Consider the following 23,601-nt stretch of genomic DNA (forward strand, 5'->3'; position numbering starts at 1 on the left):
AAAGGGGGGTATTAATTGTCGAACTTGTTTAGGTAAGCTTTAGACGCAATATCGGTCCAAGAGCGTACTTGCTGTAGATAAGCGGCTTGAGAAGCTTGGATTTCTTTTGCCATCTCATCTTTAGCTGCGTGCTCTTTTAGCAATTTGTCATTCGCATCACGCAGTGCATCCATTACTTCGCGTGGGAAGTCTTTAACTTTCACGTCTGGGTAATCTGTTTGGATAGTCGCCCAGTTTTTGCCACTTTCGTGAGTCGATTGGATGTACATGTCGTACGCTGCTGTCTTCATAGCGATTTGTAGAATTGCTTTCAAATCGTCAGGAAGTTTGTTCCAAGTACGTTTGTTTACTAGGAATTGCAGCTCTGTTGCTGGCTCATGCCAACCGGTGTAGTAATAAGGCGCAATTTTGTGGAAGCCCATACGAAGGTCTAGTGATGGTCCCACCCACTCAAGTGCATCGATGGTACGACGTTCTAAAGAGGTATACAGTTCACCTGAAGCGATGTTTGTTGGCTTAGCACCAACCTCTGCTAGGATTTCGCCCGCAAAACCTGGAATACGCATTTTCAGACCTTGTAGGTCATCGACACTGTTGATTTCTTTTTGGAACCATCCGCCCATCTGAACATCAGTGTTACCACCAGGGAAAGACATCATGTTATGCGGCGCATACACTTTCTCCATTAGTTCCATACCACCACCGTGATAGAACCAAGCGTACTGTTCTGGTGCCGTCATACCAAAAGGCATTGTCGTAAAGTAGAGGGTATTTGGCACTTTACCTTTCCAGTAATACGACGCTGAGTGCCCCATGTCATATTGACCAGATTTAACCATATCAAACACACCGAAAGGCGCTTTGTGCTTGTTCGAAGAGTCAATGCGGATTTGCAAACGACCGTTTGACATTTCTTCTGCCATTTTCGCCATGTTCTTCGTTGCGTCACCAAAGATAGGGAAGTTTGGCCCCCATGTTTCGGCTAACTTTAGACGATAAACTTTATCGGCTGCATTTGCGGTACCTGCAACAAACGCTAAACACGTTGCTGCAACAATCGCCGTGCTCTTCATGACACGTGTTACTGATTTCTTGATTAGACTCATTATTCAGTTCCTTGAGTAGGTTCCCTGTTGAAGTCACTGTCGCGACTCCAAGTTTCACATTCCACACAACTATGGATGCAATTCTGAATAACGGGTATTAGTGAGAGCACGCAGTGATAAAACCATTAATTAGCGTTATCAGACCTTGGTATTACGTAGAAATACGTAGGAAATAACCGCAGAAAAAACCTTAATGTCGATAAATCAATAATTTAAGAATGTAGGGTTTAAAAGGAAATAGTAAAAGTACTTAGGCATTTATTATCAGGCACCAATTACACAATCGCTACTTTTGTGACATCAGTCGCTAACATTAGTGCATTTTAGTCTTCTGGATCAAAAAGACCCCTAAATAAGGGGTCTTTTTGAGAATGGGTAAAGTGAACGCTTAAAGCGCTTTATAGATAACTTTATTGCCCGCAAGCTGTTCTTTAGCCACTAAGCCTTCTTCTAGAAGCTTCTTAAGTGCGCCAGTCGCCCAAGATGCTGCTTTCGCTTCTTCTTGGCCAGCTTCTAGGCCGATGCCTTTTGGATTGATACCGTCAGCATTTTTAGCAACGATGTCTAGCACTTGTTGCTGCTTAGGAGTTAAGGCTACATCAACTTTTTTTGTCGCAGTTGCGGTTTCAACTACAGGCGCTTTCGCTACAACAGGCTTTTCTGTTTTTGTTGCAGCTGCTGTGTTGGCAACTACCGCTTTAACGCGCTTTTGCAACTTAGATTGCACTTTGCGCTTATGAGCAAGTCTCATTTAGTTTTCTCTCCAATTCACTGCACCAAGACAGTGGTCAAAATTCGAAGCGCGTTTTATACCAAAATTTTGATAGCTTTTGTAGAGGATTGACACAAAGTGGCGTCAAAAATGCAGACCTAGGACGTTTATGGCTATTATTTAAACAATAAACTTTATTATCGCTTCATCGGTATAAAGAACCAAATAGGGTAAAAAATTAGTCGTCACTATGGATACATTACATTTCAGCAATCATAACTACACATGGCAATCTCCGACCATTAAAGTCGTTGCAGCAGTTGGGGGACTAGCCTGTTTTAGTTTTCTTCTACTTTCCCCCAATTGGCAGCAAGCACTGGTGTTTATTACGCTCGTCGCTGCAGTCATGACCTTTGCTTACTTTATGCTTATCAAAAGTCGTGTCACCTTCACACTGACAGCGACTCATTTCCAGCAACACGTATTTAAAGGGGGCTGGGTCGTTAAATGGAGTAATATCGAACGAATAGGCGTATGCACTCACCACCAAGAAGGTTGGCATAAACCGTTACCTTGGATCGGAATCAGACTTAAACACTATCAACCTTACTTAGATGGCATCTGTCCTAGAGTGGCAACCGACCTTTTGCTAAGCCAACGTGCATTGCTTTATTTGGGTGCTCAGCAAACCTCACCAGCACTTAATTTTGAAGACATAGTGTTGGACTCTGAGGCTTACGTTACCAATGAAGGAAAAGAGTACAGAGGACTTCTCGCCATGTTGGCAAATCGAATGCGTTATCAGCGAGAATTTTATGGATTCGATGTATTTGTAGCCGAGGCCGACTTAGACAGGTCTGCAGACGAGTTTGTGGGTCTTACCCGCCGCTATTTGGCTGCGGCGGATAGAGAGTTATCCTAGAGAAGCGTTACTTTTAATCGCTTACTGTCAGTACGCTTCTCTTAGACGTCTGTTAGTAGAGCGGAATCTCATCGGCAACAAACGGATTGGATGCTCTCTCATGACCAAAGGTAGACTGTGGGCCGTGACCCGGTACAAATGTTACGTCATTACCCAGCGGCCACAACTTTGTCTTAATCGAGTTAATCAAAGTAGCGTAGTCACCTTGAGGGAAATCTGTGCGTCCAATACCACCATTAAAGAGAACATCACCAACAAAGGCGACTTTTGATTCCTCATTAAACAGCACTACGTGACCTGGAGTGTGACCCGGAGTATGAATAACATTAAGAGTTTGATTACCAAACTCTACGGTATCACCATCATCTAACCATTGATTGGGTTCAAACGCTTTAGTTAAAGGAAAACCAAACATTTGGCTTTGGTTTTCTAAGCCTTGTAGCCAAAAGTTATCAGCTTTATGAGGACCAACAATGTTGGCATCAAGCGCCTCTGCAAGTGGCTCAGTTCCGCCAACGTGATCTAAATGCCCATGGGTCAGTACCAGCTGTTCAACTTGGACTCCAAGTTCTTTGATCAACATTTCTAGCTGTTTTACATCACCGCCAGGATCAACAACCACACCTTTCATGGTTTCGTCACACCAAACGATAGAACAGTTTTGCGCAAATGAAGTGACAGGCACTACTTGATATTGAAGACTCATCATAAATCCTATTAATTTTGCAATTAGCGGGACTATGACATCACGCTAGCGGAATGACAAGTGTTACCAGTTTCTCACAGGACCCGTATCAATATGGACGAACTGGCTTCTTGGGTAATACCCCACTCCACCAGCCTTTATGGTTAGCGCCGCCTCATGAAGATGACTGAGTTTTACTCCATCTAATCTAAAGTCGATAGCCTGACCTAACATATGAAGACTTTTTTTCGCTACTCCATTTGAGCCCGAACGCAATGAAGCATTGGTTTCTGGAGATCGGTAGCCAGAAATGATCAACACCTCTGATTTAACGCCTAGTAGGCTCTGAATCTCTGATATCTGGTCGAACAAACGCTTATCCATGTTATGGGTTTCATTACGTCGATGATCACGACAAAGTGTATTGAGGCGAGCGAGTTCAGATTGAATATACTTAGCACCGTCAAAGTAGCGACTTTCTAGACTCTCTCCCGTGTGTAAGTTATTCATTGCTAATGTTCTTGGTGCAGAGGAAGGCATTGCAAAAGATAGCGAAGGCACCAATGACGCAGTTGCGCCACACAATGCAAGTTTGAGGGCGTCTCGTCTAGAAATATTTGTTTGGATCATACTACTCAAAGAAAGGAAACTACTGAATTGCGGCGCAAGATACGTGTTTCTCAAGCCTAGTTCAAATGCAGAAATGAGCAAAATGCGCTTATTTTTGCAGCTAGCAACGGTTAACCTTTGAGCAGAAAGCGTTTTTTAGATTGTTCAAATTTGTGTCAATTTTTTGAAAAAGCCGCACTGTTCATACTTTCTCGTTTCGCATCGTATTGGTATACGTCGCCACGGAAGTGTGCCTTTCCATCAGACATCCAAGCGGTTTGATAAATGATATGTACTGGAATTCGCTGTTTAAGGGCTATCGCTTTATTTGGGCGATCCGTTGCGACATCTTCTAGTGTTTTCCCTTGTGCTTCGAGTAACACTTGAGCGAACTGGTCAGCGTGTTCTACTCTCACACAACCAGAGCTGAACGCACGTAAACTCTCATCAAAGAGATGTTTACTAGGTGTATCGTGTAGAAATATGGCCTGCGCGTTGGGTGTGTTGAACTTGTACTGACCCAGCGCGTTTAACTCCCCAGCTTGTTGACGCATACGATACGGGAAGCGCCGCGCATTAACCTCCTGCCAATTAATCATCGTAGGGTCGATACGAGCCTGATTGTTCCAATCTTCTAAAATTTCAATTCGCTGCGAAAATAAGTAAGTGGGATTTTGTTTTACTTTAGGAATGATGTCTTTAACCATAATTTTCCAAGGCACATTCCAAGTAGGATTTAGGATAAGCGAATCCATATTAGTTTCCAGTAGAGGCGTTTGACGCGAGGTTCTGCCTACAATTACGCGAGACTCAAATCGTTCCTCTCCTTCATCCCAATATTCAAGCTGAAAATTCGGCACATTGACGACAATGATGTTTTCGCGCTGCTGTGGCCACAAGCGAGAACGTTCCGAATTGAGTGCCAAGATACGCAGTTTATCGGACGCGGACTTGTTCAACCATTCAATGGTATTGGGACCGATAATACCGTCATCGTTTAACCCGTAAATGGTCTGGAACTCTCGAATAGCAAGGTCGAGTGATTCATCGAAATACTGGTCTTCCCTTGCGGTTATAAAGACATTTGATTCGGACAGTCTTTCAAGAAGAATTAAATATGCTTCTTTAGGTAACGTATCACCGAGTCTCGTGAGTCCAACTTGCTGGTACTCTATTTTGGTCATTTGCGATTTCGACACTAGATCAATGTAGGCATTCTCAAATCCATCTTGCTTTAACATTGGCGACGCGAACGAGGTGATATAAGCCAGTGCTTCTTGCGCTTCGAAAGCTTTTACCATTAGATCCACTTCAGTTGCCGAAGGACGCGGAAGAGGTTCAATTAGATCGGCAGTAAAATACCACTCTTTACCAAGCTCTTGAGACGCTGCAACATAGCTTAAATAAAGTAAGAAAGTATCTGTAGCCACTCTATCATAACGATCCACTTCGCCCTGCTGATAATACCGTTGCAGGAGTTCTACTCTTGATTGGAACAGCGGACTAAAGCCAGCAAGCTTCATCATATCTAGTTGCAGATTTAGCTGAGCGTTAAGCTCGTTGCCACTCCATATATGTTCAGCATCCAGTCTGGAGTATAAGTAGTCAACTAACGAGGGATAGAGAAGCGCGTCTTGAGTACTCTCTATAAGCTCAGTTGAGCCTTTTGTATTATCCTGCTGAAGGATTGGCTTGATGTGTTTTACAGAATAAGAGGCTAGCTCGGTCGAATTTGAGACAAGCTGATCTGGCGCAGCAACCGTCAAATCAGTTGTAGCAAGAGAGAATAAACCAACAGACAATGAGAGTAGCCAGTTTCGCATCTACCAACCTCCTTTCAAACAAGGATCTTAAGTATGGCAGAAATCACACTATCAACCGGACAATTTTAAACTAAACCAGCTACCGTCTCATTTATGTGATGGCACTCCAATGATTATCCCACTGAATTCCAGAATAAAAGCGCTGCTTGTCCAGTTGTGGATTAATTTTAATTACTTGCCCCGCACCAGAGTTCACATGAAAGTCACCATTCCTGACTACCACTCCTGAAGCATCCGGGAGCGCATTAATCTCTAGCAATTCACGTGTTGCCTTGTCCCATATACCGTAGCAGCTTCCTCTAGGAGATGTAGCCAGAATATGCGTTTCTGTCGCTGCAATACTGGCAATATAATGATTAAATCTTGCCCACTGCTCAGGCTCTCCACCCAGCTCTTCCATCACCGAACCTCTCTGGTGAATAGCAACAAGTGGTACGTAGTCCTCCGCTTCACCCCGATATTGCTGACCTGTTAACACCGTAATGTCACCATCATGAGCAAGGTGGCGAATACTCTTATGATGGTCGCCAAGTGTTGCTTGCTCAAGAAGCTCTCCTTGATAAGAAAGATAACTCAAGCTAGGTTGCATGGTTGCAAGATTTTTAGGTTGCCTGCCATTGGTATGTACGCCGCCGACTCCAACGACTAACGAATCGTCTGCCATCACGATCACTTCATGAGGACCTAACCCGAAACCGGTAAACTCTTCTATTTTTTTATAGTCATTCGCAACATCATAAACGCCAATAATTCCGCGACTGGTCGACCGCTCTCCTTCCGTAGCGTACAGCCATCGACCATCATTTGAATACACGCCATGACCATAAAAATGTCGGTTATTTGGCGCTAAAATGAGCTTTATTACTTGTCCTTCACGATAATCAAACACCATGGCATAGCTACCTGGTCTTCGAGCGAACATCACCGCATGATTAGTATTCGGCGATACAGCAATGCCATGGCCACGGTCTGGTAAAGGCAGTCGATGCATAGCAGTAGCATTTTCGGCAGAAACAATAACTTCGTAGTCACCCTTATTACGAACCGAACCGCCTATCAAAGTTTCCTGAGCCATTTTCGTTGTGGATGCGCAAGCCGCAAGCAAAGAAGGTGACATCGCCGTGATGCCTGCCAACTTTGTGAAGTTGCGTCTAGAAATATCAATCGCCATCAGTCGCATTAAATCCTATTACTACTCCCAACTGAATCGCAGCCTCTTCATTGATAAGATACTTAAGTTGTTCAAGCTTGTTGAATTGCGACAGCACTGTTCGATAACCTTGTTTAGATTGCAAAAGCGCAAATAGGCTGGTTTCACTCGGCCAAGTTTCCAGCGTATCTTCAAATTGGTGAATGATACTGTCCGCCAAAGGTGCATGACCTTCATCGCGCAAAATCTTATCTAATCCCTCTCCTTTCGCCAGATAGAGTGCTTGTATAGCTTCTACGTTGGTTTTTAAATTGCTCATCGACGTTTCCGATCGCCACGACTCAGAGAAATAAGGTCGCGGAGCACCGATTTTCGCTAACGGACGAGACAATTTTTTCATACTGTAATCCAGCTGGTTAGACAGCAACGCCAGATATTCTGACTCCCACCCCTCTTTGTCTAAAGAGGACCACGGATTGGTTTGCCATGCCATGAATATCGTGTCGGCGCGATCGGTAAGAGAAGCGGTAATCGCAGTCGCCAATGAGCAATGCTCTCGTGAGCCCTTTGCTAGTGTTGAAGCATCATCATAAAGCAGCCATTCAATTGCTCCTAGCCCCTGAATGGTTACACTTTGCAATTGTACTGACTCCATGGTCCACACGTCGGTTTTAACCGCTTGTGACATCTTCCTACCGGTGGTGTTCTTCTTATCTGGCCAAAACTGAACATTCCAATTCTGCTCCAGTGCCATAGCAGGGCCTCGCTCTTGCCCTTGCAACCACATCCAACGAGACATTCCTTGTTGCCATGCTGCAGACACCTGCGTCAGGTCCGATTCCTCTTGGCAAAAATGTGCAGTTTGCGATTGCAAGTTCATCATTGCCGTTTTGAACTTCAAGGCAGAGTCAAATTCAACTTCATATACTGCTTGGCTAAGGTGTGTTGTGGCTTCTGGCTCAGGGGCTTGGGTCACACTACTCGATTGACAAGCCGTTAAAAAAAGCAAGCTCAACGCTATAGATGAAAGTTTGTAATTCACGTTGCTCTCCTTACAGTGAATTTAGAAACGCCAATAGCGCATCACGTTCTGATCTAGATAAAGCTAACACGTTTTGTTTTGCGGCTTCTGCTTCGCCACCGTGCCATAAAATCGCTTCGGTGAGATTTCTCGCTCGCCCATCATGAAGAAAGTAGGTGTGACCATTAACTTCTTCCGTGTAACCAATGCCCCACAGCGGTGCTGTGCGCCACTCACGGCCTGAAGCTGCGTATTCTGGTCGATTGTCTGATAGTCCCTCTCCCATGTCATGTAATAGCATATCGGTATAAGGGTGAATCGTCTGGTTCGAAATGGCAGGTAACCCTTCTTGTGTACCGGTTTGAATGCCTGTTCTATGGCAGTTTTGGCAACCAACATTGTTGAATAGCTTCTCACCTGCGACAACCAAAGGGTCGTCGATATTACGTCGTTGAGGCACCGCTAAATGCTGAGTATAGAACTCGACAAAGTTGAGAATTTTGTCGCTCACCTCAGGGTCTCCGCCACTATGCTGTGCCGTACAAACGTCCTGATTACTGGTACAGTTCTCACTCGGAAACAGCGAACTTGTCAAGCCTACGTCACCATTGAAAGCGGCCGCATTTTGCTGCATCAAATTAGGCTGGCCTGCTTTCCATCCAAAGCGCCCCAATGCCATCTTTTGGGTGCGCACATCCATTACATAGTTCGGCTTTCCTGTTACTGATGAGCTGTCCGCTTTCTGCGCTTCAGCAAATGCTAAAATCGTCGACTCTGGAATCGATTCGAGCAACCCTAAGCCAATCATTGGCGGAGCAACTCGTGCCGACATTAAAACGTCGGGGTGCATATCGCCGTAGGCTAGTTCAGCAATCTTGAGATTAGGTTTGCGTAACATGACGACCGTGCCATCTTTAAAACTTACCGCAACCTCATCATAAGTAATATCAATTTGTCCTTCTGGCTGCATGTTCGGCAAAGCAAAATCTTGCAACTGACCGCCATACGTCGGCTCAGGTATTACACCGTCAAGCTCATAGGCCGCTTTCTGCTGCGCAGTCACAGCCGGAATACTCAACCTAACCAACATAGATACGGCATGTTGGTCATTTTCTTCAGGAGGATGACCACGACCGTCTTTGATATGACAGTTTTGACAACCATTGGTATTAAATAGTGGTCCAAGTCCATCCCTCGCATCTGTGGAAGCGGGAGCTTGAACCCAGGGGTTTCTAAAAAAACTGTTACCGACGCTAAAATCTAGTCGCTTTGACATAGGCAAGTTGGCTGCAGGCATTGAGTAAGCGTTAGGCCCCTCTTTTTTTACTGTGGTTTTACCGCCCGACAGATGAGAAGACTCAGACCCGGCAAACACCGAGCCGACAAAAAGAAATAGTAGCGTGGCTAAAAAAGGATAAGATCTTGACATACAGCGCTCACAAAAAGATCGACAAAAGGGGGCAGTAGCCCCCTATTTATTATGGTTATTGTGCTTAGAATTCGTGGTCAGCAGTATCTGGATTTAGGCTATCAATACCGATGATGCCAGCGGCACGCTCAATTGAACCAGTTTGCGCGACAAGTGCAACAATGGTCTCATTCACGAGTTTGTTACCTTGAGGATTATTAGACGCGATCAACTGGTCAAAGTGTTGGTTGTCTTTTTCTGCCGAGGTAACAAGTTTGCCAACTTGCGCGCGTGCAAGATCAAATTGCTTTTGAATCTCTTTCGCTGCTGTTTTGTCTTTTGCTTCAACAAGGTTAGCGATACTTGGACCGTCAACTAACGTTCCATCAACGCGAACGTAAGTGCCCGTGTAAACGTTATAGATACCTTGCTCGTTGTAATAGTGAGAGTTATGCGTGTTATCAGAGAAACAATCGTGCTCATCTTCAGTAGAGTTGGCTTCTAGAGCCACTTTCATGCGCTCACCCGCAAGCTCACCTAGAGAAAGTGAACCCATACCAAATAGCATCTTACGAATGCCGTTGTCAGCTTTGTCAGCAAGTAGTTCAGAGCGGTAGTTGCCTTTCTCAGCCGCCGACCATTGTTTCTCCATCCATTGAAGATCTTGAATCAACAGTTTTGATGCAGCTTGAAGATACTGCGCACGACGCTCACAGTTACCGTTAGTACAACCTTCACCGACGACATAGTCAGTATAAGGACGTTCGCCTGCACCTGCGTTGGTTCCGTTAAGGTCTTGTCCCCACAGTAAGAACTCAATCGCATGATAACCTGATGCTACGTTTGCTTCAGAGCCACCAACTTCATTAAGGTTAGCAATGACTTCAGGTGTAATTTCTTTAACGTCAAGAGTTGTCGCGCCGATTTTTAGGCTCTTGTTAGCAACAATGTTTGCTTGTGCACCTTCATTACCTAGTTCATATTGGTAATCCGCACTCACATAGTCGATAAGACCTTCATCAAGTGGCCATGCATTAAGCTGTCCTTCCCAATCGTCAACGATAGCATTACCAAAACGGAATACTTCCGTCTGCTGATAAGGTACTCGAGACGCTAGCCATGCTTGTTGAACATCGGCAAGACCTTTCTCTGAAGGGTTTGCCAAGAATGTGTTAATAGATGTGTCTAAATCTTTTGCTGTAATTAGTGCATCTGCGAATACTGCGTGAGCCAGATCAGCATAGTGTTCTACTACTTGGTCTTTAGTAACTGCAGAAAATGCAGCGCTTGAAGTCATTACAAGAGAGGCTGCCACTGCACCCTTCACCATGGTTGTTACATTCATGAAAAGCATCCTTGTTGAGCTTAATAGTTATCTGTAGTGCGAATTATTATCATTTATACTACGAAGTGCGATAATACTCAGTTACAATTTATTTTCAAGAATAAATACAAAAAAGCCTCACAAAAGTGAGGCTTTTCTATCATTTTACTAACAATTTTATGATTGGTGACCAAGATTACTGGCTAAAGCTTGAGGTAGTGCTTACCGTGAGAGACCTTTGCTTTAAGGTAGTTTTCATTGCCATCTTTGATATGAGCGTGCGTATTCACGACTTCTTCAATATTGATGCCGTGCTCGCGAAGTTCGCGCACTTTTTTAGGATTGTTAGTGACCAGACGAATAGAGTGTACGTCCAGCGCTTTAAGCATTTGAGCGGCTTCAGTAAAGTCACGTAAGTCATCGCCAAACCCTAAATGGTTATTGGCTTCATACGTATTCATACCATCAGACTGAAGCTTGTAGGCGTCTAATTTGTTGTAAAGACCGATTCCTCGCCCTTCCTGACGTAGATACAGGATGATGCCGCCTTCTTCGCCCATTTTCTGAATGGTCTCTTCCAATTGCTCACCACAATCGCAACGTGACGAGTGGAACACATCACCGGTAAGACACTCTGAGTGCATCCTTACCAGAGGTAAAGATTGGGTCTTGTCAGATGATTTAAAAATAATCGCTACATGTTCTTTATCTGTCTTGAGTCCACGAAACGACAGCATCTCTGCGTCTATATCACTCCTGGAACCGACTTTTAATTGTATTCTGGCACGTACTTCCGCCATAGTTTCTCTCACTAGATTATCTGAGGCTAGTAATGAACTTATCTCAGCCATCGCTCTATTCTCCATAAAGTGAACTATGGGGGCTAGTACTCGACTTTTCAACAATAAGATCAATATAGTAATTGTTATATTATAACAATTACTATTTATAAGAAACTAAAAAAGCCCCGAGTATCAATACTCGAGGCTCATAAAAATCATTTAGTTAGGCGATAAAAAGATAGGTCTTACGCTTGTTTTTGTTTCCATACAGCGAGTTGGACCCACACATTTTCCAGTTCCGCTAGCTCTTCTTTTGTTAATAGAGAGATGGTCTGGGAAGACTCACCCGAACTCGCACCATTGGCAGATTTAAGGTGTGCATAAAAGTCTTTTTTGAGTTGGCTGATGACTGCTTCCACTGCTGTACCACCTTACTTACGGGTTATTTCCTAAACAATGCGATAATACCACTCTGATCAGATCGTACAGCTTTTTCAAACATTTCTGGAACTGCTATCACAATCTAACGGGTTTTTACCTAGAATTTTCTAAACTTTATCGCACAGCGGACGAAGGCGGCAATTTGTTACTGAACTTTTTTGTTGAGGCGGTAGAATATCGACACTTTACACTTCAAAGAACAATGTCATGTTAAAAATTATCAGCAACCAAGACTTCGATACATTTGCGCAAAACGCAAAAGAAGCACCACGCAAACGCAGTCATCATAACCTACACGAGCAATTAGACGCTGGCGTTCAACGTTTATTCATCTCAACAGAGCCAGAAACCTACATGCGCCCTCACCGTCATACTGAAGAGCACAAATGGGAATTGTTCCTTGTTCTTAAAGGGCAACTGGATTTATTGATTTTTGATGATGAAGGCAACCTCACAGAGCGTCATAGTCTATCACCAGAAACTAACCGTGCTATCGAAATACCACCAGGTACTTGGCATGGTTATGCTTGTATGCAATCGGGCACGGTCGGCCTTGAAATCAAAGAAGGCGCATACATACCTACTCCTCAAGAAGATTTCGCACCTTGGTCTCCAGCAGAAGGGGAAGATGGCGCCAATGAATATCGCGATTGGATGAGTACAGCACAACCAACGGCAAAATAATCTTCAGCTGCTATTCTCACTACTAAATCTACAAAAGCGTAGATAAAAGTAGCATCTAGAGCGGGAATGTTGATAATACCCGCTCTGCATACCGACTGAGGACAGCTCTTGAACACTCCAGCCTTTTCTACCTTAAACTTACCATCTGAATTACTCGGCACATTAGACAGTCTTGGTTACGCTTCTATGACGCCAATCCAAGCCGAGGCACTACCAAAGATTTTGGCGGGTAAGGACGTTATCGGCCAAGGAAAAACAGGTTCAGGAAAAACCGCAGCCTTCTCTCTCGGCGTACTTAGCAACTTAAGAGTAAAGCGCTTCCGTGTGCAGTCTCTTGTTCTCTGCCCAACTCGTGAGCTTGCGGACCAAGTTGCAAAAGAGATTCGCACCCTAGCTCGTGGTATTCACAATATCAAAGTACTAACACTGTGTGGCGGTATGCCAATGGGACCACAAATTGGTTCTTTGGAACACGGTGCGCATATTTTAGTGGGAACGCCTGGTCGCATCCTTGATCATCTAGAAAAAGGTCGTATCAACCTAAGCGAACTGAATACTCTGGTACTTGATGAAGCGGACCGTATGCTAGATATGGGTTTCAAAGATGCCTTAGACGCTATTATCGACCAAGCTCCAAAGGAGCGACAAACGCTGCTTTTCAGCGCTACATTCCCTGAGCAAATCCAAACCATTGCTGCTCGAGTTATGAAGCAACCAGAAGTGGTGAAGGTAGAGAGTAAGCACGATCACTCAAGCATCAAACAGTTCTTCTATCAAACTAATACTCTCGAAGAACGTGATAATGCACTTGAAAACTTGCTTCTGACTCACCAACCGGAGTCTGCTGTAGTGTTCTGTAATACTAAAAAAGAAGTTCAGAACGTCGCGGATGAACTGCATCATCGTGGCTTTAGCGTGATTGATATCCACGGTGATTTAGAGCAAAGAGATCGTGACCAAGCACTCGTACAATTCGCCAATAAAAGTGTTTCTATTTTAGTGGCAACGGATGTTGCAGCTCGTGGTCTCGATGTCGATAACCTCGATGCAGTATTCAACTATGATCTGTCTCGCGACCCAGAAGTACACGTACATCGCATTGGTCGTACTGGGCGCGCCGGTAATAAAGGTTTAGCCTTTAGCTTCTACAGCGAGAAAGAGTTCTATCGTGTAGCGCGTATTGATGAGTACATGGATATGCCGATTGAACCAAGCGAATTGCCTGCAAAGTCAAGCAACCAACCATTTCAAGCAAAAATGGTGACGATTCAAATTCAAGGCGGTAAGAAGCAAAAATTGCGCCCTGGTGATATTTTGGGGGCGCTAACCGGTGATAAGACACTCTCCGGCAATCAAATTGGTAAGATCAATATGTTCCCGATGAGTGCTTATGTGGCGGTCGAGAAAGTGATAGCTAAGCAAGCATTAGGTAAGATTACCAATGGCAAGATGAAGGGCCGTAACTTCCGCGCGCGAATCATCAAAGCTTAACCTTCAACTCCATCAAAAACAGCTCTTAGTTAATACATAGAGCTGTTTTTGTATTCGCTACTGCATGGATAACGCCATAGATACAACGGAAAAAGGACATCCCTGCTTACAACGTCCGCAGCCATCACAAGCTTTCTTATCCAACTCCGGTAGGCTGTACGACGTGATACTTATCGCCTGTTTTGGGCAGGCTTCTTGGCATAAGTGGCAATCACTAAACAGTGCATTTTGACATCCATCCGAGAACTGCGGAATTAAACCAGTATCGTTGTCCTGTCCATGCAATGCACCTGTTGGGCATACTTGGCTACATTCTCCACATTGGCTGCAGTACCCATAATCAAGTACAAGTCGAGCGAGTTCATCTTCAATAGCAATAACCTGCTCAGGACAAGCCTTGACGCAATCTCCACAAGCATTACAAATCTGTTGATAGAGCAACTCATCAACAGCTTTTGGTGGTCTAGGGATTGTTCGTGATACTTCTTGGCACTCTAACTTAGCAGCTAATGAGTCATCACTGGCCATGACAGGTGAATTACGCGTACTGCCATTCGCCAAAGCGCGAAAAAGACCACGACGACTTATGGTTTTGTGCTCCATATACGCTTTGTAGTATTTTTCATCTCTGGTCATGAGCGCTTACCAACCCTAACGATACAGCTTAACGGCAAGTGGCGTAATATTTAACAGCTCCTGAACGGCTTCACACCATTGCGATACCAAGGCCGCTAGTTGTTTGTAACTTTGAGTTGAAGCATGCTTCTCAACCAACTCGAAATAACGGTAACACCAAGTCAGTAAGTGCTGTGAAAACAGCGCCTTGACCGACTCAATGTCGTGTTCTTGCTCAACCAATTGACTCACTGCAAATAACATTAATCCAATCTGATCTTCAGGTTCTCTCATACCAGTATCTAAAGCGATGTCGTGATCTCGAAGAAACTGACGGTATGCTACTGTGGTATCACCAAAAATCACCTCTTCTCTATCCATATAGACTGAGCCCCACGGTGGCGCCAGCATCGCCTCTCCTCCTTCAAAAAGTAAGAAGAAGTCTTGATTTAGTGCTTCGTTGCTTTCGCCATTAACCTGATGACACCATGCCTGAAGATCACTGTCTTTTAAGTTTTCATCTTGTAGCAACGCAGTCAATAAGGTCTGGTTGTTGTTGTCGGTAAGCGGGAAATAAAACAGCGAACCGAATACCTTTGCCATGGTTTGTAGACTAAGTAGATCGATAGATTGATTTTCTGACATGAATTTACCAAATTTCAAAAATGACTAAGTTGAACCAATAAATGAGAGCAGGCCGGTCAGCCTGCTCTTATCTTTGCTACATGCCTGCTGTCATGTGCAGACCAAAGAACACGCTGCGTCCGATGAGTTCCGCAACTAACACCATCGCAAAGCCAATGACGGCAATCGGCATAGAACGAGACTCTGAGCGCATCGCCCACATCCACGCAGCTAGGCCAACGAACACTAGGACAAAACGTAAGTTTTGAATCTCTGCCATATTTGGCACTAACTCACTAGCTGCAACAATCGCAGAATGAATATTAGGCAAGTTGGCGACCATTGACATAGTGACCATTGCCATTGTCACTGCGGCTACACTTGCCACAATCGCCGTGACTTTACCTAAACGTGGACATTCCAACTTAGCGCCACGCATCAAAATAAGTGACAGCATCACGCCACAAATAACAGCTGTGAGCGTAAACGATTGACCCGTAAACGGTGTATCCCAAGTCGGAACCGTATCGATGATGTAGACGTTAGTCATCGCGACCATAAAGACCACGCCGATCACCATCGCCGCTACCATCAACCCTTTACGAATCGATTCACTACCTTTATCGATGACAGACAATAGCCAATATAAACCACCTAAACCAAAGAACATCGAACCAAATAGGATCTCACGTGATAACCAAGACGTTCCAATTTGGTTTAACGCATTGATTGCACGCATTGGGCTACCTAAGTGCATGGTTGATGCCATAAAGCCTAGTCCCATGAACACCCAAATAAAAAACATATTGCGAGTTATCGCTGTCTTAACGTGTGCATCCGCCTTACCAAATAATGTGATTAAGCCCATTACGATAAACGCACCGACTGCTGTTTGAGCAAATACAGTAAAGAAAATCAGAGGCCATTCATGCCATCCCATGTTAAACCTCCTTAGGGTTTGCTAGGTGACCAGTGGTGTCATTCGTTGGACGCGCATGACGATTTGGTTTGATCACGATATTTGGTTTCGTTAACGTTGATGATGGAAGTGGCGCTACGTCAGCGTTGGTTCCATACTTGGCACGAAGCTCAGCAATAGGACCGAATTCCAACGCACGAAGTGGGCAAGAACCGACGCAGATTGGCTCAAAACCTTCTGCTACGCGCTCGAAACAACCGTCACATTTCGTCATGTGACCCTCTTCTTTGCTGTACTGTGGCGCACCGTAAGGGCAAGCGTTAGCGCAGTGTTTACAGCCAATACACACCTTTTCATCCACGACCACAAAGCCGTCTTCACGTTTGTGCATTGCACCCGATGGACACACTTTTGCACACGCCGGTTCGTCACAGTGGTTGCATGCAATAGAGGTGTAATAGGCAAACACGTCTTGACGGTAAGTGCCGTTATCTTCGATCCAGTTACCACCAGCGTATTCGTAAACTCGACGGAAGCTGCGATCAACACCAAGATCCTTAAAGTCTTTGCAAGCTAACTGACAGGTTTTGCAACCAGTACACTTACTCGAATCGATATAAAAACCGTATTGTTTCATGAGTTAGTCCTTACGCCTTATTTGCCAGTTGAACTTCAACTAAGTTAGTGTGCTGAGGGTTACCTTTCGCCAACGGGCTTGGGTGTTGAGACGTCAGAACATTGATCGAACCATTATGGTCAACCTTGTTGCCGTCTGGCGCATACCATGCTCCCTCTCCGAGAGCTACAACTCCCGGCATCATTCTTGGCGTGACTTTAGCGTTAATTCGAACTTCACCACGGTCGTTGAAGATCTTAATTCGGTCACCATTGTTAATTCCGCGACGTTCAGCATCTACAGGGTTGATCCACATTTCTTGTTGTGCGGCCTGCTTCAACACATCGACGTTACCGTAAGTTGAGTGGCAACGTGCTTTAAAGTGGAAGCCCGTTAACTGTAATGGATACTTATCGCGTTTCGGTGAATCCCAGCCTTCTGATGTGCTCACGTAAATAGGTAGTGGATGAATCACATCACCTTCTGGCAGCTCCCACTCAGCGGCAATACGAGCTAACTCTTCCGAGTAGATCTCTACTTTACCTGAAGGTGTGTTAAGCGGGTTATTCACCGGATCTGCACGGAAAGCTTGGTAAGCGACATAGTGACCATTAGGATCGCTACGTTTGACGATACCTTGCTGACGTACCGTCTCGAAATCTGGCAATGTCGGGTCTAACTTCAATGTTTCAGCATACAAATGACGTAGCCAACCTTCTTGGTCACGACCTTCGGTAAATGCCTGGCCCACACCCATGCGCTCCGCCAAATCAGAACAGATTTGATAGATGCTGCGTGCTTCAAATTGAGGCTCAATCGCTTTGTCAGCAAAGATAAAGTAAGGCATATTTGCCGCTTTACCATCCATACAGAAATCCGCCTGCTCTGAAGTAGTGAGGTCAGGCAGAATGATGTCGGCGTACTTTGCTGAAGACGTCATGTGGTTATCGATCACGACAATCATTTCACATGCTTTGTCATCTTGAAGGATATCGTGAGTACGGTTGATATCTGAGTGTTGGTTAATGACACAGTTACCCGCATAGTTCCAAATGAACTTGATTGGCACATCGAGTTTGTCTTTACCACGCACACCATCGCGTGTGGCAGTCATCTCAGGGCCACGAACAATCGCATCAGTCCACAGGAACATAGAGATCGACGTTTTCACAGGGTTTTCTAAGGTTGGGAAGCGCACAAACGGAATGTTGTAATCCGATTCACGAGCACCAGAACCACCGCCATGAATGCCTAGGTTGCCAGTTAATAGCGCTAACATGGCAATCGCACGTGACGCGATTTCACCATTTTGCGTACGCTGCAGACCCCAACCTTGGTAGATTGCACAAGGTTTGGTTGAACCAATCTCACGAGCTGTCTTGATAATGATATCCGCTGGAATACCGGTAATTGGTGCCGCCCATTCTGGCGTTTTCTCATTACCATCTTCACCCAAACCTAAAATATAAGATTTGTAATCACTATTTGCTGGCGCAGATGCTGGCAGGGTTTTCTCATCGTAACCAACACAGTAGGTATCTAAGAACTCTTGGTCGACCAAGTCTTCTTTGATCATCACGTGAGCCATTGCTGCTATGAACGCTGCATCAGTACCCGGTTTGATAGGAATCCACTGATCTTCACGACCCGCAGCAGTATCGTTATAGCGTGGATCAATCATGATCATTCTTGCGTTGGATTTCTCTTTGCTTTCAATCAAGTGATGAATCAAACCACCGCCAGACATACGTGTTTCGGCTGGGTTATTGCCAAACTGAACAATGAGCTTACTGTTTTCGGTATCTGAGAAAGAGTTACCGTTAGCCCAACCGCCATAGGTATAACTCAGGCCTTTGGCAATTTGAGCCGTCGAATAATCGCCATAGTGATTCAGATAACCACCCGTTAGGTTCATCAGACGCGCGATTAACGTGCTACCAGGAGGCCATGACTTGGTGACCGTGCCGCCTAATGTGCCAGTACCATAGTTAAGATAAATCGCTTCATTACCATATTCTTTCTTAATGTGGTCTAGGCTATTTACGATCTCGGTGTAAGCTTCATCCCAAGTAATACGCTTAAACTTGCCTTCGCCACGTTTACCGATACGCTTCATTGGGTACTTCAGGCGGTCTGGATTGTACACGCGACGACGCATAGAACGCCCACGTAAGCAAGCGCGCACCTGGACATCTTTGTTTGCGTAATCATCTTTGCCGGTATTATCTGCATCTACCCACTTTATTTCACCGTCAACGACATGCATACGCAGTGGGCATCGACTGCCGCAGTTTACGGTACAAGCGCTCCACACCACTTTTTCATCGTTTGATTGTGGTTTGGTTTCCGCTTGGGCAGATTTAAAAGGAAGAGAAATGGCGCTGGTTGCAGCAGCAAGACCGCCGATGGCCGAAGAGGATTTTATGAACCCTCTACGCGTCAGCGACGGCGTCAATAATTGCTTCAGTTTATTATTCATAAAGACATGCTCGATTATAGTTATGCATCATCGAGCGAATGTTACTAACGAAACCTTTAGAAACTGTTGATAAAAATCAACACTACTACTTAATGGTTAGTGGATTGACAATTCTCTGACATTTGGTGGAATATTTTTAAATCACTCATTTATAAAAACAAATAATTTGCTATTTAATAGAAAAACAAATTATCGTATTGATAGACATTCCATTTTATAAATGAATATCAACATCATTTAATCTCAAAGAAAAATACCATTTAATGGTGTTTAATAAACACGTTCGCCAACGTTGGATGAGGATTAGTGCCAGTCAACAGTACAATATCCACACTAGGGAGTGGTGGCATTCCGTTTAATATCTTAACGTCTTTGTTAGTACTTAGACGCCCCATCGCACCGACGCCCATTCCTTTAGCCACTAATGCTCGCTGAGCCGAAGCGGTATTGCAACAAGCAAGTAGTCGATGAGCGATCCCACGCTTGGTTAAACTATCCAACGCCGCGGCATGATACTTACAGTCGGTTTGAAACAGTACCAACGGCAATGGGGTGATAGCGGTATCAAAATCATGCCCAGCAATCCAAACGCCTTTGTCTGACTCTAGCCAATAACCTTCTTCACTGTCAGGCGCTCGCGTCACAATCGCTGCGTCTAACTTTCCCTCGTCTAACCACTCTCTTAGCATAATGCTAGGCTGACTGAAGATTTGAACCGAACAAGTAGGTTCAACTTCGTTAATTGCCGCCACCACTTTCGGTAGGACAGTGTCATTGTAGTCTTCAGGGCAACCAAGCCTCAACGCAGTCTTGTTTTGATAGCGTTTCACCTGGTGCAAGGCGGCATCATGTAAGGAGAGTATGCGTTCAGCGTGTGCCTTCAATGATAGTCCAGCTTCACTTAGCACCATATTCCGGCCGTCACGCTCAAACAATACAGCCCCAGTTTCGGCTTCTAACTTTTTCATCTGCGCGCTAAACGCAGATTGAGTTCGGTTTATTTGTTTTGCTGCTCGCGTAAAGCTCCCCGTCTCGGAAAAAGCGAGAAGACTTCTCAGCGCATCGATATCCATATCGCCCCCAATCCATCGATTTCATTGATGAAATACATTCAAATTTTGCGTTAGTCACCCATCTCACCATTGATTAGTATCAAAATCAAACAGGCAAAGGAGTCAAATATGAAACTGTATATTGGAAATCAGAATTACTCGAGTTGGTCATTACGTGCGTGGCTTATCTTTGAGCATTACCAGCTTGAGGTCGAAGTAGAAAAACTCAAACTGTTTTCAACCGAGTTTTATCAAACACTTGAAACGCTGACGCCAACAGCCAAGGTTCCTACTCTCATTGATGATGAAACTACGGTTTGGGACTCTCTTGCGATATTAGAATATGTGAATGAGCAATATCTCAATGGTTGCTGCTGGCCAAATGACAGCGTGAGAAAAGCCAAGGCAAGAGCAGTAGCCTGCGAAATGCACTCTGGATTCTTGGCTCTACGCAATGAATTACCAATGAACTGCCGAGCCAAGCGCCAGGTCGTACTTTCTACAGAAGCTAGAAAAGATATCCAACGGATTGACACCTTATGGGCAGAGCAGATGTTAAAACACGATGGTCAATGGTTATTTGGCGATTGGTCCATTGCCGACGCCATGTTTGCTCCTGTTGCACTTCGTTTCCGAACCTATGGCATTGAACTGTCACCCTTAGCGCAGCAGTATCAACAAAAAGTGCTAAATAGTGACGAAATAAAAACGTGGTTAATACAAGCAAGTCATGAGCAAGACATCATCGTTCAGGACGAAGCGGGAGTTGAGCGCTAGCCAACGCAACGGTTTGACAAAATAACAAAGGCTTGCCTAACGTTTCGTTATGGCAAGCCATGAGTTCAAAACCGCAGTGCATTGACTGCTTTATCAAATCATTATTCGATTAGTTTAACGCTTTTGCTCATTTTGGATATATATAATTGCGACCATACTAAAGCCCATAAATTGCCATAGGTACTGACCATCACTAGCACCCGAAATCGTTTGAGTAAATGCCATACAACCTGCGACGAAAAGAGAGGTGATTGCCGAATAAAGCAACCAAGGACGTTCTCTATCAGTCATAAATTCTAGATTCAATACCGAACGAATAATGAGAATAAAAGGTAGGCATTGCAACAAAATCAGAATCGGAAACATGAAGTCGAATGTTGGACTTAACAAAGCATGACCAACCTGACTTTTATCCCATGTCCCCACAATATAGCCTTTCCATCCGGCCCAAGTATCACCCGCATAGGCCGTCTCAGGAGTGACAGCCCCAAGTAGTACACCCATTACCTTGTCGATAAAGCCATTCTTAAACCAGAATACAAATAAAAAGATTTGCACTGGAATGATTTGAAACGCGAGCTTCTTTAACATTTTTTGTTCCTGTTAGCATAAATAACACAAGAACAATTATGAGTTTGCCTTTATTAAAGACGCTTGATGCAAGGCAATCGGCGTTAATTACAAAGTAAATTCAAATAAACCATTCTCCGTAGCCCTATGAACTATGGCAAGGTTTGAATTAAATTTGATTTTTGTAAAGATTCAATTAAATCATAGAGTTGCCCACCACTCTCTTTCTTCATCGCGACATAGTGTTGGTAGTTAAAATCGGCACCTTTTAGATTACCAACTTGTTTGTCGGCCACACTTAATAGGTAGTAGCCGATGGGAGTTGGCGTACTCTCTGCAGCATAGAAAAGGTAAGGTATGGCTTGGTCAGCGCGTTGGTTTAACAGCAAGGCAAGCCCTAACGTCAGGTTTGCGATATCACAACGAGGGTTAAGTTCGAACGCTTTTTGACCCAATTTAAGTCCCTCAAGGCGCGTCTGCTCATCTCCCGATTGCAAATAGTCAACGGAGGCTGAGTAAGAGAGTAAAGCACTGACTAAATAGTTACCGCGACCTTGAGACTGAATGTTCTCTAGCATAGGTGAGAGCTTTACAAAGGCATCGTTTCCGCCACCTAAGTAGAACTGAGAAATACCGTCTGAAATCACTTCCCAATCATCGTAGTTATTAATGGCACTAACACGATGACTGGTCACTTCATACCCGTCTTCTTTAGGTTCTACCAACGCCTTAATTTCCAATACTACATCGCCAATTGCGGTGAAAAAATCTTCTTTGTTGAACGTTTTTTCAATACGCTGATTCTTAGATGGTAATTGGTTGTTCTGAATCATCAAAGTAAGTAAGAACTCACTCTCGCCGCTCTTTTTAAGCCAGCCTTTAAGCTCAATACCCTGTTGCTTTAATGCCGCTTTACTCTCCTTAGACAACTGGGAAAAGTGATAGCCGGTTAACGCTCGCGACGAGTTGAGGCCATAGAATAGATAATTGTAGACGCTTTCCGACAGTTGATAGTCTTGCATCGAATCTGAAGTAATATCATGGATATAAACCGGCACAGCACTTAGCGGATTGGTATTTTCTGCCACGATGTCTGTGTTCTCTTCAACAATATAAGTGACAATCCATGACGCCATTGCCAATATCGCTAAACACCCAGCAAGGGTAGCCCAAAGCTTGTTGTTACCGCCTTTGCGCCCACTCTTTTCCGAAAATTGTGGCTCCTCAATATCATCGACTTCAACCGCGACGACTTGTGGTGCTTTTTCAATGTGAGCAATCACTTCAAGATCAAATAGGTACCCTTTCTTCGGGATAGTTTTGATCGTACGGTAAGGCCGCGCTTTGTCTTTAAGCTGGCCTCTTAATGAGCTAATCACTTGGCGAACCAAATTGTCCGATACATGATTACGCTGCCAAACATTGTCTGCGATTTGTTGAGTAGTCAGGACTTGCCCTTGGTTTTCAACAAAATACTTCAACAAACGAGATTGCAATGGTTCTAAATGCAGTTCTGCACCATCGACTTCAAGCTTATTTTTGCTTGGATAAAAAACAATCGGAGATTCGAGCTGCAATACGTAGTATTTAATGGAGTCCATAGTGGCTACAAGGGTAAGAAATAACCCTAAAAGGGTATTAATTTCGTTTCACAGAAGCAACTGAGATTTTGTATTGTTAAGTATGGACAATAACGCTGGCGAAATGGACCGATTAAGGAAAAGGCTGTTGTGGGGCGCTTTGTAAGTCAAGCCGCCATTTGAGAGCCTACAGGCCCTGAAACGGCGACGA

Annotated in this window: 24 protein-coding genes; 5 read left to right on the plus strand and 19 right to left on the minus strand. The window is 44.4% G+C overall.

Features of this window, described 5'->3' with window-relative positions:
* Positions 1 to 11: 11 nt before the first annotated feature.
* Both VME0621_RS07100 and VME0621_RS07105 read right to left on the minus strand, forming a co-directional pair.
* Positions 12 to 1,106 carry a TRAP transporter substrate-binding protein gene (locus VME0621_RS07100; protein ID WP_006073745.1) on the minus strand — a complete coding sequence of 365 codons (1,095 nt, stop codon included), beginning with the start codon at positions 1,104 to 1,106 and terminating at the stop codon, positions 12 to 14.
* 388 nt (positions 1,107 to 1,494) lie between these two features.
* On the minus strand, positions 1,495 to 1,857 hold the full coding sequence (locus VME0621_RS07105) for a MarR family transcriptional regulator (RefSeq protein ID WP_038225886.1): 363 nt from the start codon (positions 1,855 to 1,857) through the stop codon (positions 1,495 to 1,497).
* Positions 1,858 to 2,068: 211 nt separating this feature from the next.
* Here VME0621_RS07105 and VME0621_RS07110 point away from each other — a divergent pair, with 211 nt between their 5' ends.
* A complete protein-coding gene (locus VME0621_RS07110; RefSeq protein ID WP_062457256.1) occupies positions 2,069 to 2,740 on the plus strand; it encodes a DUF2982 domain-containing protein in 672 nt (223 codons plus the stop codon).
* 52 nt (positions 2,741 to 2,792) lie between these two features.
* On the opposite strand, the gene VME0621_RS07115 is transcribed toward VME0621_RS07110, so the two are convergent.
* Both VME0621_RS07115 and mepK read right to left on the minus strand, forming a co-directional pair.
* Entirely contained in the window at positions 2,793 to 3,446 is a 654-nt protein-coding gene (locus VME0621_RS07115; protein ID WP_062457254.1) for an MBL fold metallo-hydrolase, read from the minus strand.
* A 63-nt stretch (positions 3,447 to 3,509) separates the two neighbouring features.
* Entirely contained in the window at positions 3,510 to 3,986 is a 477-nt protein-coding gene (gene mepK, locus VME0621_RS07120) for a peptidoglycan L,D-endopeptidase MepK (RefSeq protein WP_231892932.1), read from the minus strand.
* Here mepK and VME0621_RS26890 point away from each other — a divergent pair.
* Positions 3,919 to 4,176: a hypothetical protein gene (locus tag VME0621_RS26890; RefSeq protein ID WP_231892934.1), complete on the plus strand. Its 258-nt coding sequence runs from the start codon at positions 3,919 to 3,921 to the stop codon at positions 4,174 to 4,176. The genes mepK and VME0621_RS26890 overlap by 68 nt on opposite strands.
* A 34-nt stretch (positions 4,177 to 4,210) precedes the next feature.
* Here the strand turns inward: VME0621_RS26890 and VME0621_RS07125 are convergent, their stop codons facing one another.
* From VME0621_RS07125 to VME0621_RS26800, 7 genes are all read right to left on the minus strand, one after another.
* Complete coding sequence (locus VME0621_RS07125; RefSeq protein ID WP_062457249.1) at positions 4,211 to 5,857, minus strand: L,D-transpeptidase family protein; 1,647 nt, start codon at positions 5,855 to 5,857, stop codon at positions 4,211 to 4,213.
* Positions 5,858 to 5,948: 91 nt separating this feature from the next.
* Complete coding sequence (locus tag VME0621_RS07130) at positions 5,949 to 7,037, minus strand: DUF1513 domain-containing protein (RefSeq protein ID WP_062457246.1); 1,089 nt, start codon at positions 7,035 to 7,037, stop codon at positions 5,949 to 5,951.
* Positions 7,018 to 8,049: an imelysin family protein gene (locus tag VME0621_RS07135; RefSeq protein ID WP_062457243.1), complete on the minus strand. Its 1,032-nt coding sequence runs from the start codon at positions 8,047 to 8,049 to the stop codon at positions 7,018 to 7,020. The genes VME0621_RS07130 and VME0621_RS07135 overlap by 20 nt, the downstream gene beginning before the upstream one ends.
* A 10-nt stretch (positions 8,050 to 8,059) precedes the next feature.
* The gene (locus VME0621_RS07140) at positions 8,060 to 9,457 is read right to left on the minus strand and encodes a di-heme oxidoreductase family protein (RefSeq protein WP_096442313.1); all 1,398 of its coding nucleotides are present in this window, start codon (positions 9,455 to 9,457) and stop codon (positions 8,060 to 8,062) included.
* 64 nt (positions 9,458 to 9,521) lie between these two features.
* Entirely contained in the window at positions 9,522 to 10,781 is a 1,260-nt protein-coding gene (locus VME0621_RS07145; RefSeq protein WP_062457240.1) for an imelysin family protein, read from the minus strand.
* 182 nt (positions 10,782 to 10,963) lie between these two features.
* Positions 10,964 to 11,560, minus strand: a complete 597-nt coding sequence (locus VME0621_RS07150) for a GTP cyclohydrolase II (RefSeq protein WP_038223104.1) — start codon at positions 11,558 to 11,560, stop codon at positions 10,964 to 10,966.
* 227 nt (positions 11,561 to 11,787) lie between these two features.
* Entirely contained in the window at positions 11,788 to 11,961 is a 174-nt protein-coding gene (locus tag VME0621_RS26800) for a hypothetical protein (RefSeq protein ID WP_006074875.1), read from the minus strand.
* 229 nt (positions 11,962 to 12,190) lie between these two features.
* Here VME0621_RS26800 and VME0621_RS07155 point away from each other — a divergent pair, with 229 nt between their 5' ends.
* On the plus strand, positions 12,191 to 12,667 hold the full coding sequence (locus tag VME0621_RS07155; RefSeq protein ID WP_062457237.1) for a WbuC family cupin fold metalloprotein: 477 nt from the start codon (positions 12,191 to 12,193) through the stop codon (positions 12,665 to 12,667).
* A gap of 108 nt (positions 12,668 to 12,775) precedes the next feature.
* A complete protein-coding gene (dbpA, locus tag VME0621_RS07160) occupies positions 12,776 to 14,158 on the plus strand; it encodes an ATP-dependent RNA helicase DbpA (RefSeq protein ID WP_062457234.1) in 1,383 nt (460 codons plus the stop codon).
* 57 nt (positions 14,159 to 14,215) lie between these two features.
* On the opposite strand, the gene VME0621_RS07165 is transcribed toward dbpA, so the two are convergent.
* From VME0621_RS07165 to VME0621_RS07190, 6 genes are all read right to left on the minus strand, one after another.
* Positions 14,216 to 14,794: a 4Fe-4S binding protein gene (locus tag VME0621_RS07165; RefSeq protein WP_062457232.1), complete on the minus strand. Its 579-nt coding sequence runs from the start codon at positions 14,792 to 14,794 to the stop codon at positions 14,216 to 14,218.
* A 15-nt stretch (positions 14,795 to 14,809) separates the two neighbouring features.
* A complete protein-coding gene (locus VME0621_RS07170; protein ID WP_062457229.1) occupies positions 14,810 to 15,418 on the minus strand; it encodes a molecular chaperone TorD family protein in 609 nt (202 codons plus the stop codon).
* A 76-nt stretch (positions 15,419 to 15,494) separates the two neighbouring features.
* Positions 15,495 to 16,337 (minus strand): DmsC/YnfH family molybdoenzyme membrane anchor subunit, encoded by an 843-nt coding sequence (locus VME0621_RS07175; protein ID WP_062457225.1) that lies wholly within the window; start codon positions 16,335 to 16,337, stop codon positions 15,495 to 15,497.
* 1 nt (position 16,338) lies between these two features.
* Positions 16,339 to 16,953, minus strand: coding sequence for a DMSO/selenate family reductase complex B subunit (locus VME0621_RS07180; protein WP_062457222.1), 615 nt, complete (start codon positions 16,951 to 16,953; stop codon positions 16,339 to 16,341).
* A 10-nt stretch (positions 16,954 to 16,963) separates the two neighbouring features.
* Complete coding sequence (locus VME0621_RS07185; protein ID WP_062457219.1) at positions 16,964 to 19,411, minus strand: DmsA/YnfE/YnfF family dimethyl sulfoxide reductase; 2,448 nt, start codon at positions 19,409 to 19,411, stop codon at positions 16,964 to 16,966.
* A gap of 260 nt (positions 19,412 to 19,671) precedes the next feature.
* Positions 19,672 to 20,484 (minus strand): LysR family transcriptional regulator, encoded by an 813-nt coding sequence (locus VME0621_RS07190; RefSeq protein WP_062457216.1) that lies wholly within the window; start codon positions 20,482 to 20,484, stop codon positions 19,672 to 19,674.
* Positions 20,485 to 20,592: 108 nt separating this feature from the next.
* Between VME0621_RS07190 and VME0621_RS07195 the strand changes: the two genes are divergently transcribed.
* Positions 20,593 to 21,240 carry a glutathione S-transferase family protein gene (locus VME0621_RS07195; protein WP_062457213.1) on the plus strand — a complete coding sequence of 216 codons (648 nt, stop codon included), beginning with the start codon at positions 20,593 to 20,595 and terminating at the stop codon, positions 21,238 to 21,240.
* Positions 21,241 to 21,354: 114 nt separating this feature from the next.
* On the opposite strand, the gene VME0621_RS07200 is transcribed toward VME0621_RS07195, so the two are convergent.
* On the minus strand, positions 21,355 to 21,831 hold the full coding sequence (locus VME0621_RS07200) for a hypothetical protein (RefSeq protein WP_062457211.1): 477 nt from the start codon (positions 21,829 to 21,831) through the stop codon (positions 21,355 to 21,357).
* 131 nt (positions 21,832 to 21,962) lie between these two features.
* On the minus strand, positions 21,963 to 23,411 hold the full coding sequence (locus VME0621_RS07205) for a winged helix-turn-helix domain-containing protein (protein WP_062457208.1): 1,449 nt from the start codon (positions 23,409 to 23,411) through the stop codon (positions 21,963 to 21,965).
* Positions 23,412 to 23,601 lie beyond the last annotated feature (190 nt).

Source organism: Vibrio mediterranei (assembly GCF_900088415.1).
In the GTDB taxonomy this organism is placed as follows: domain Bacteria; phylum Pseudomonadota; class Gammaproteobacteria; order Enterobacterales; family Vibrionaceae; genus Vibrio; species Vibrio mediterranei.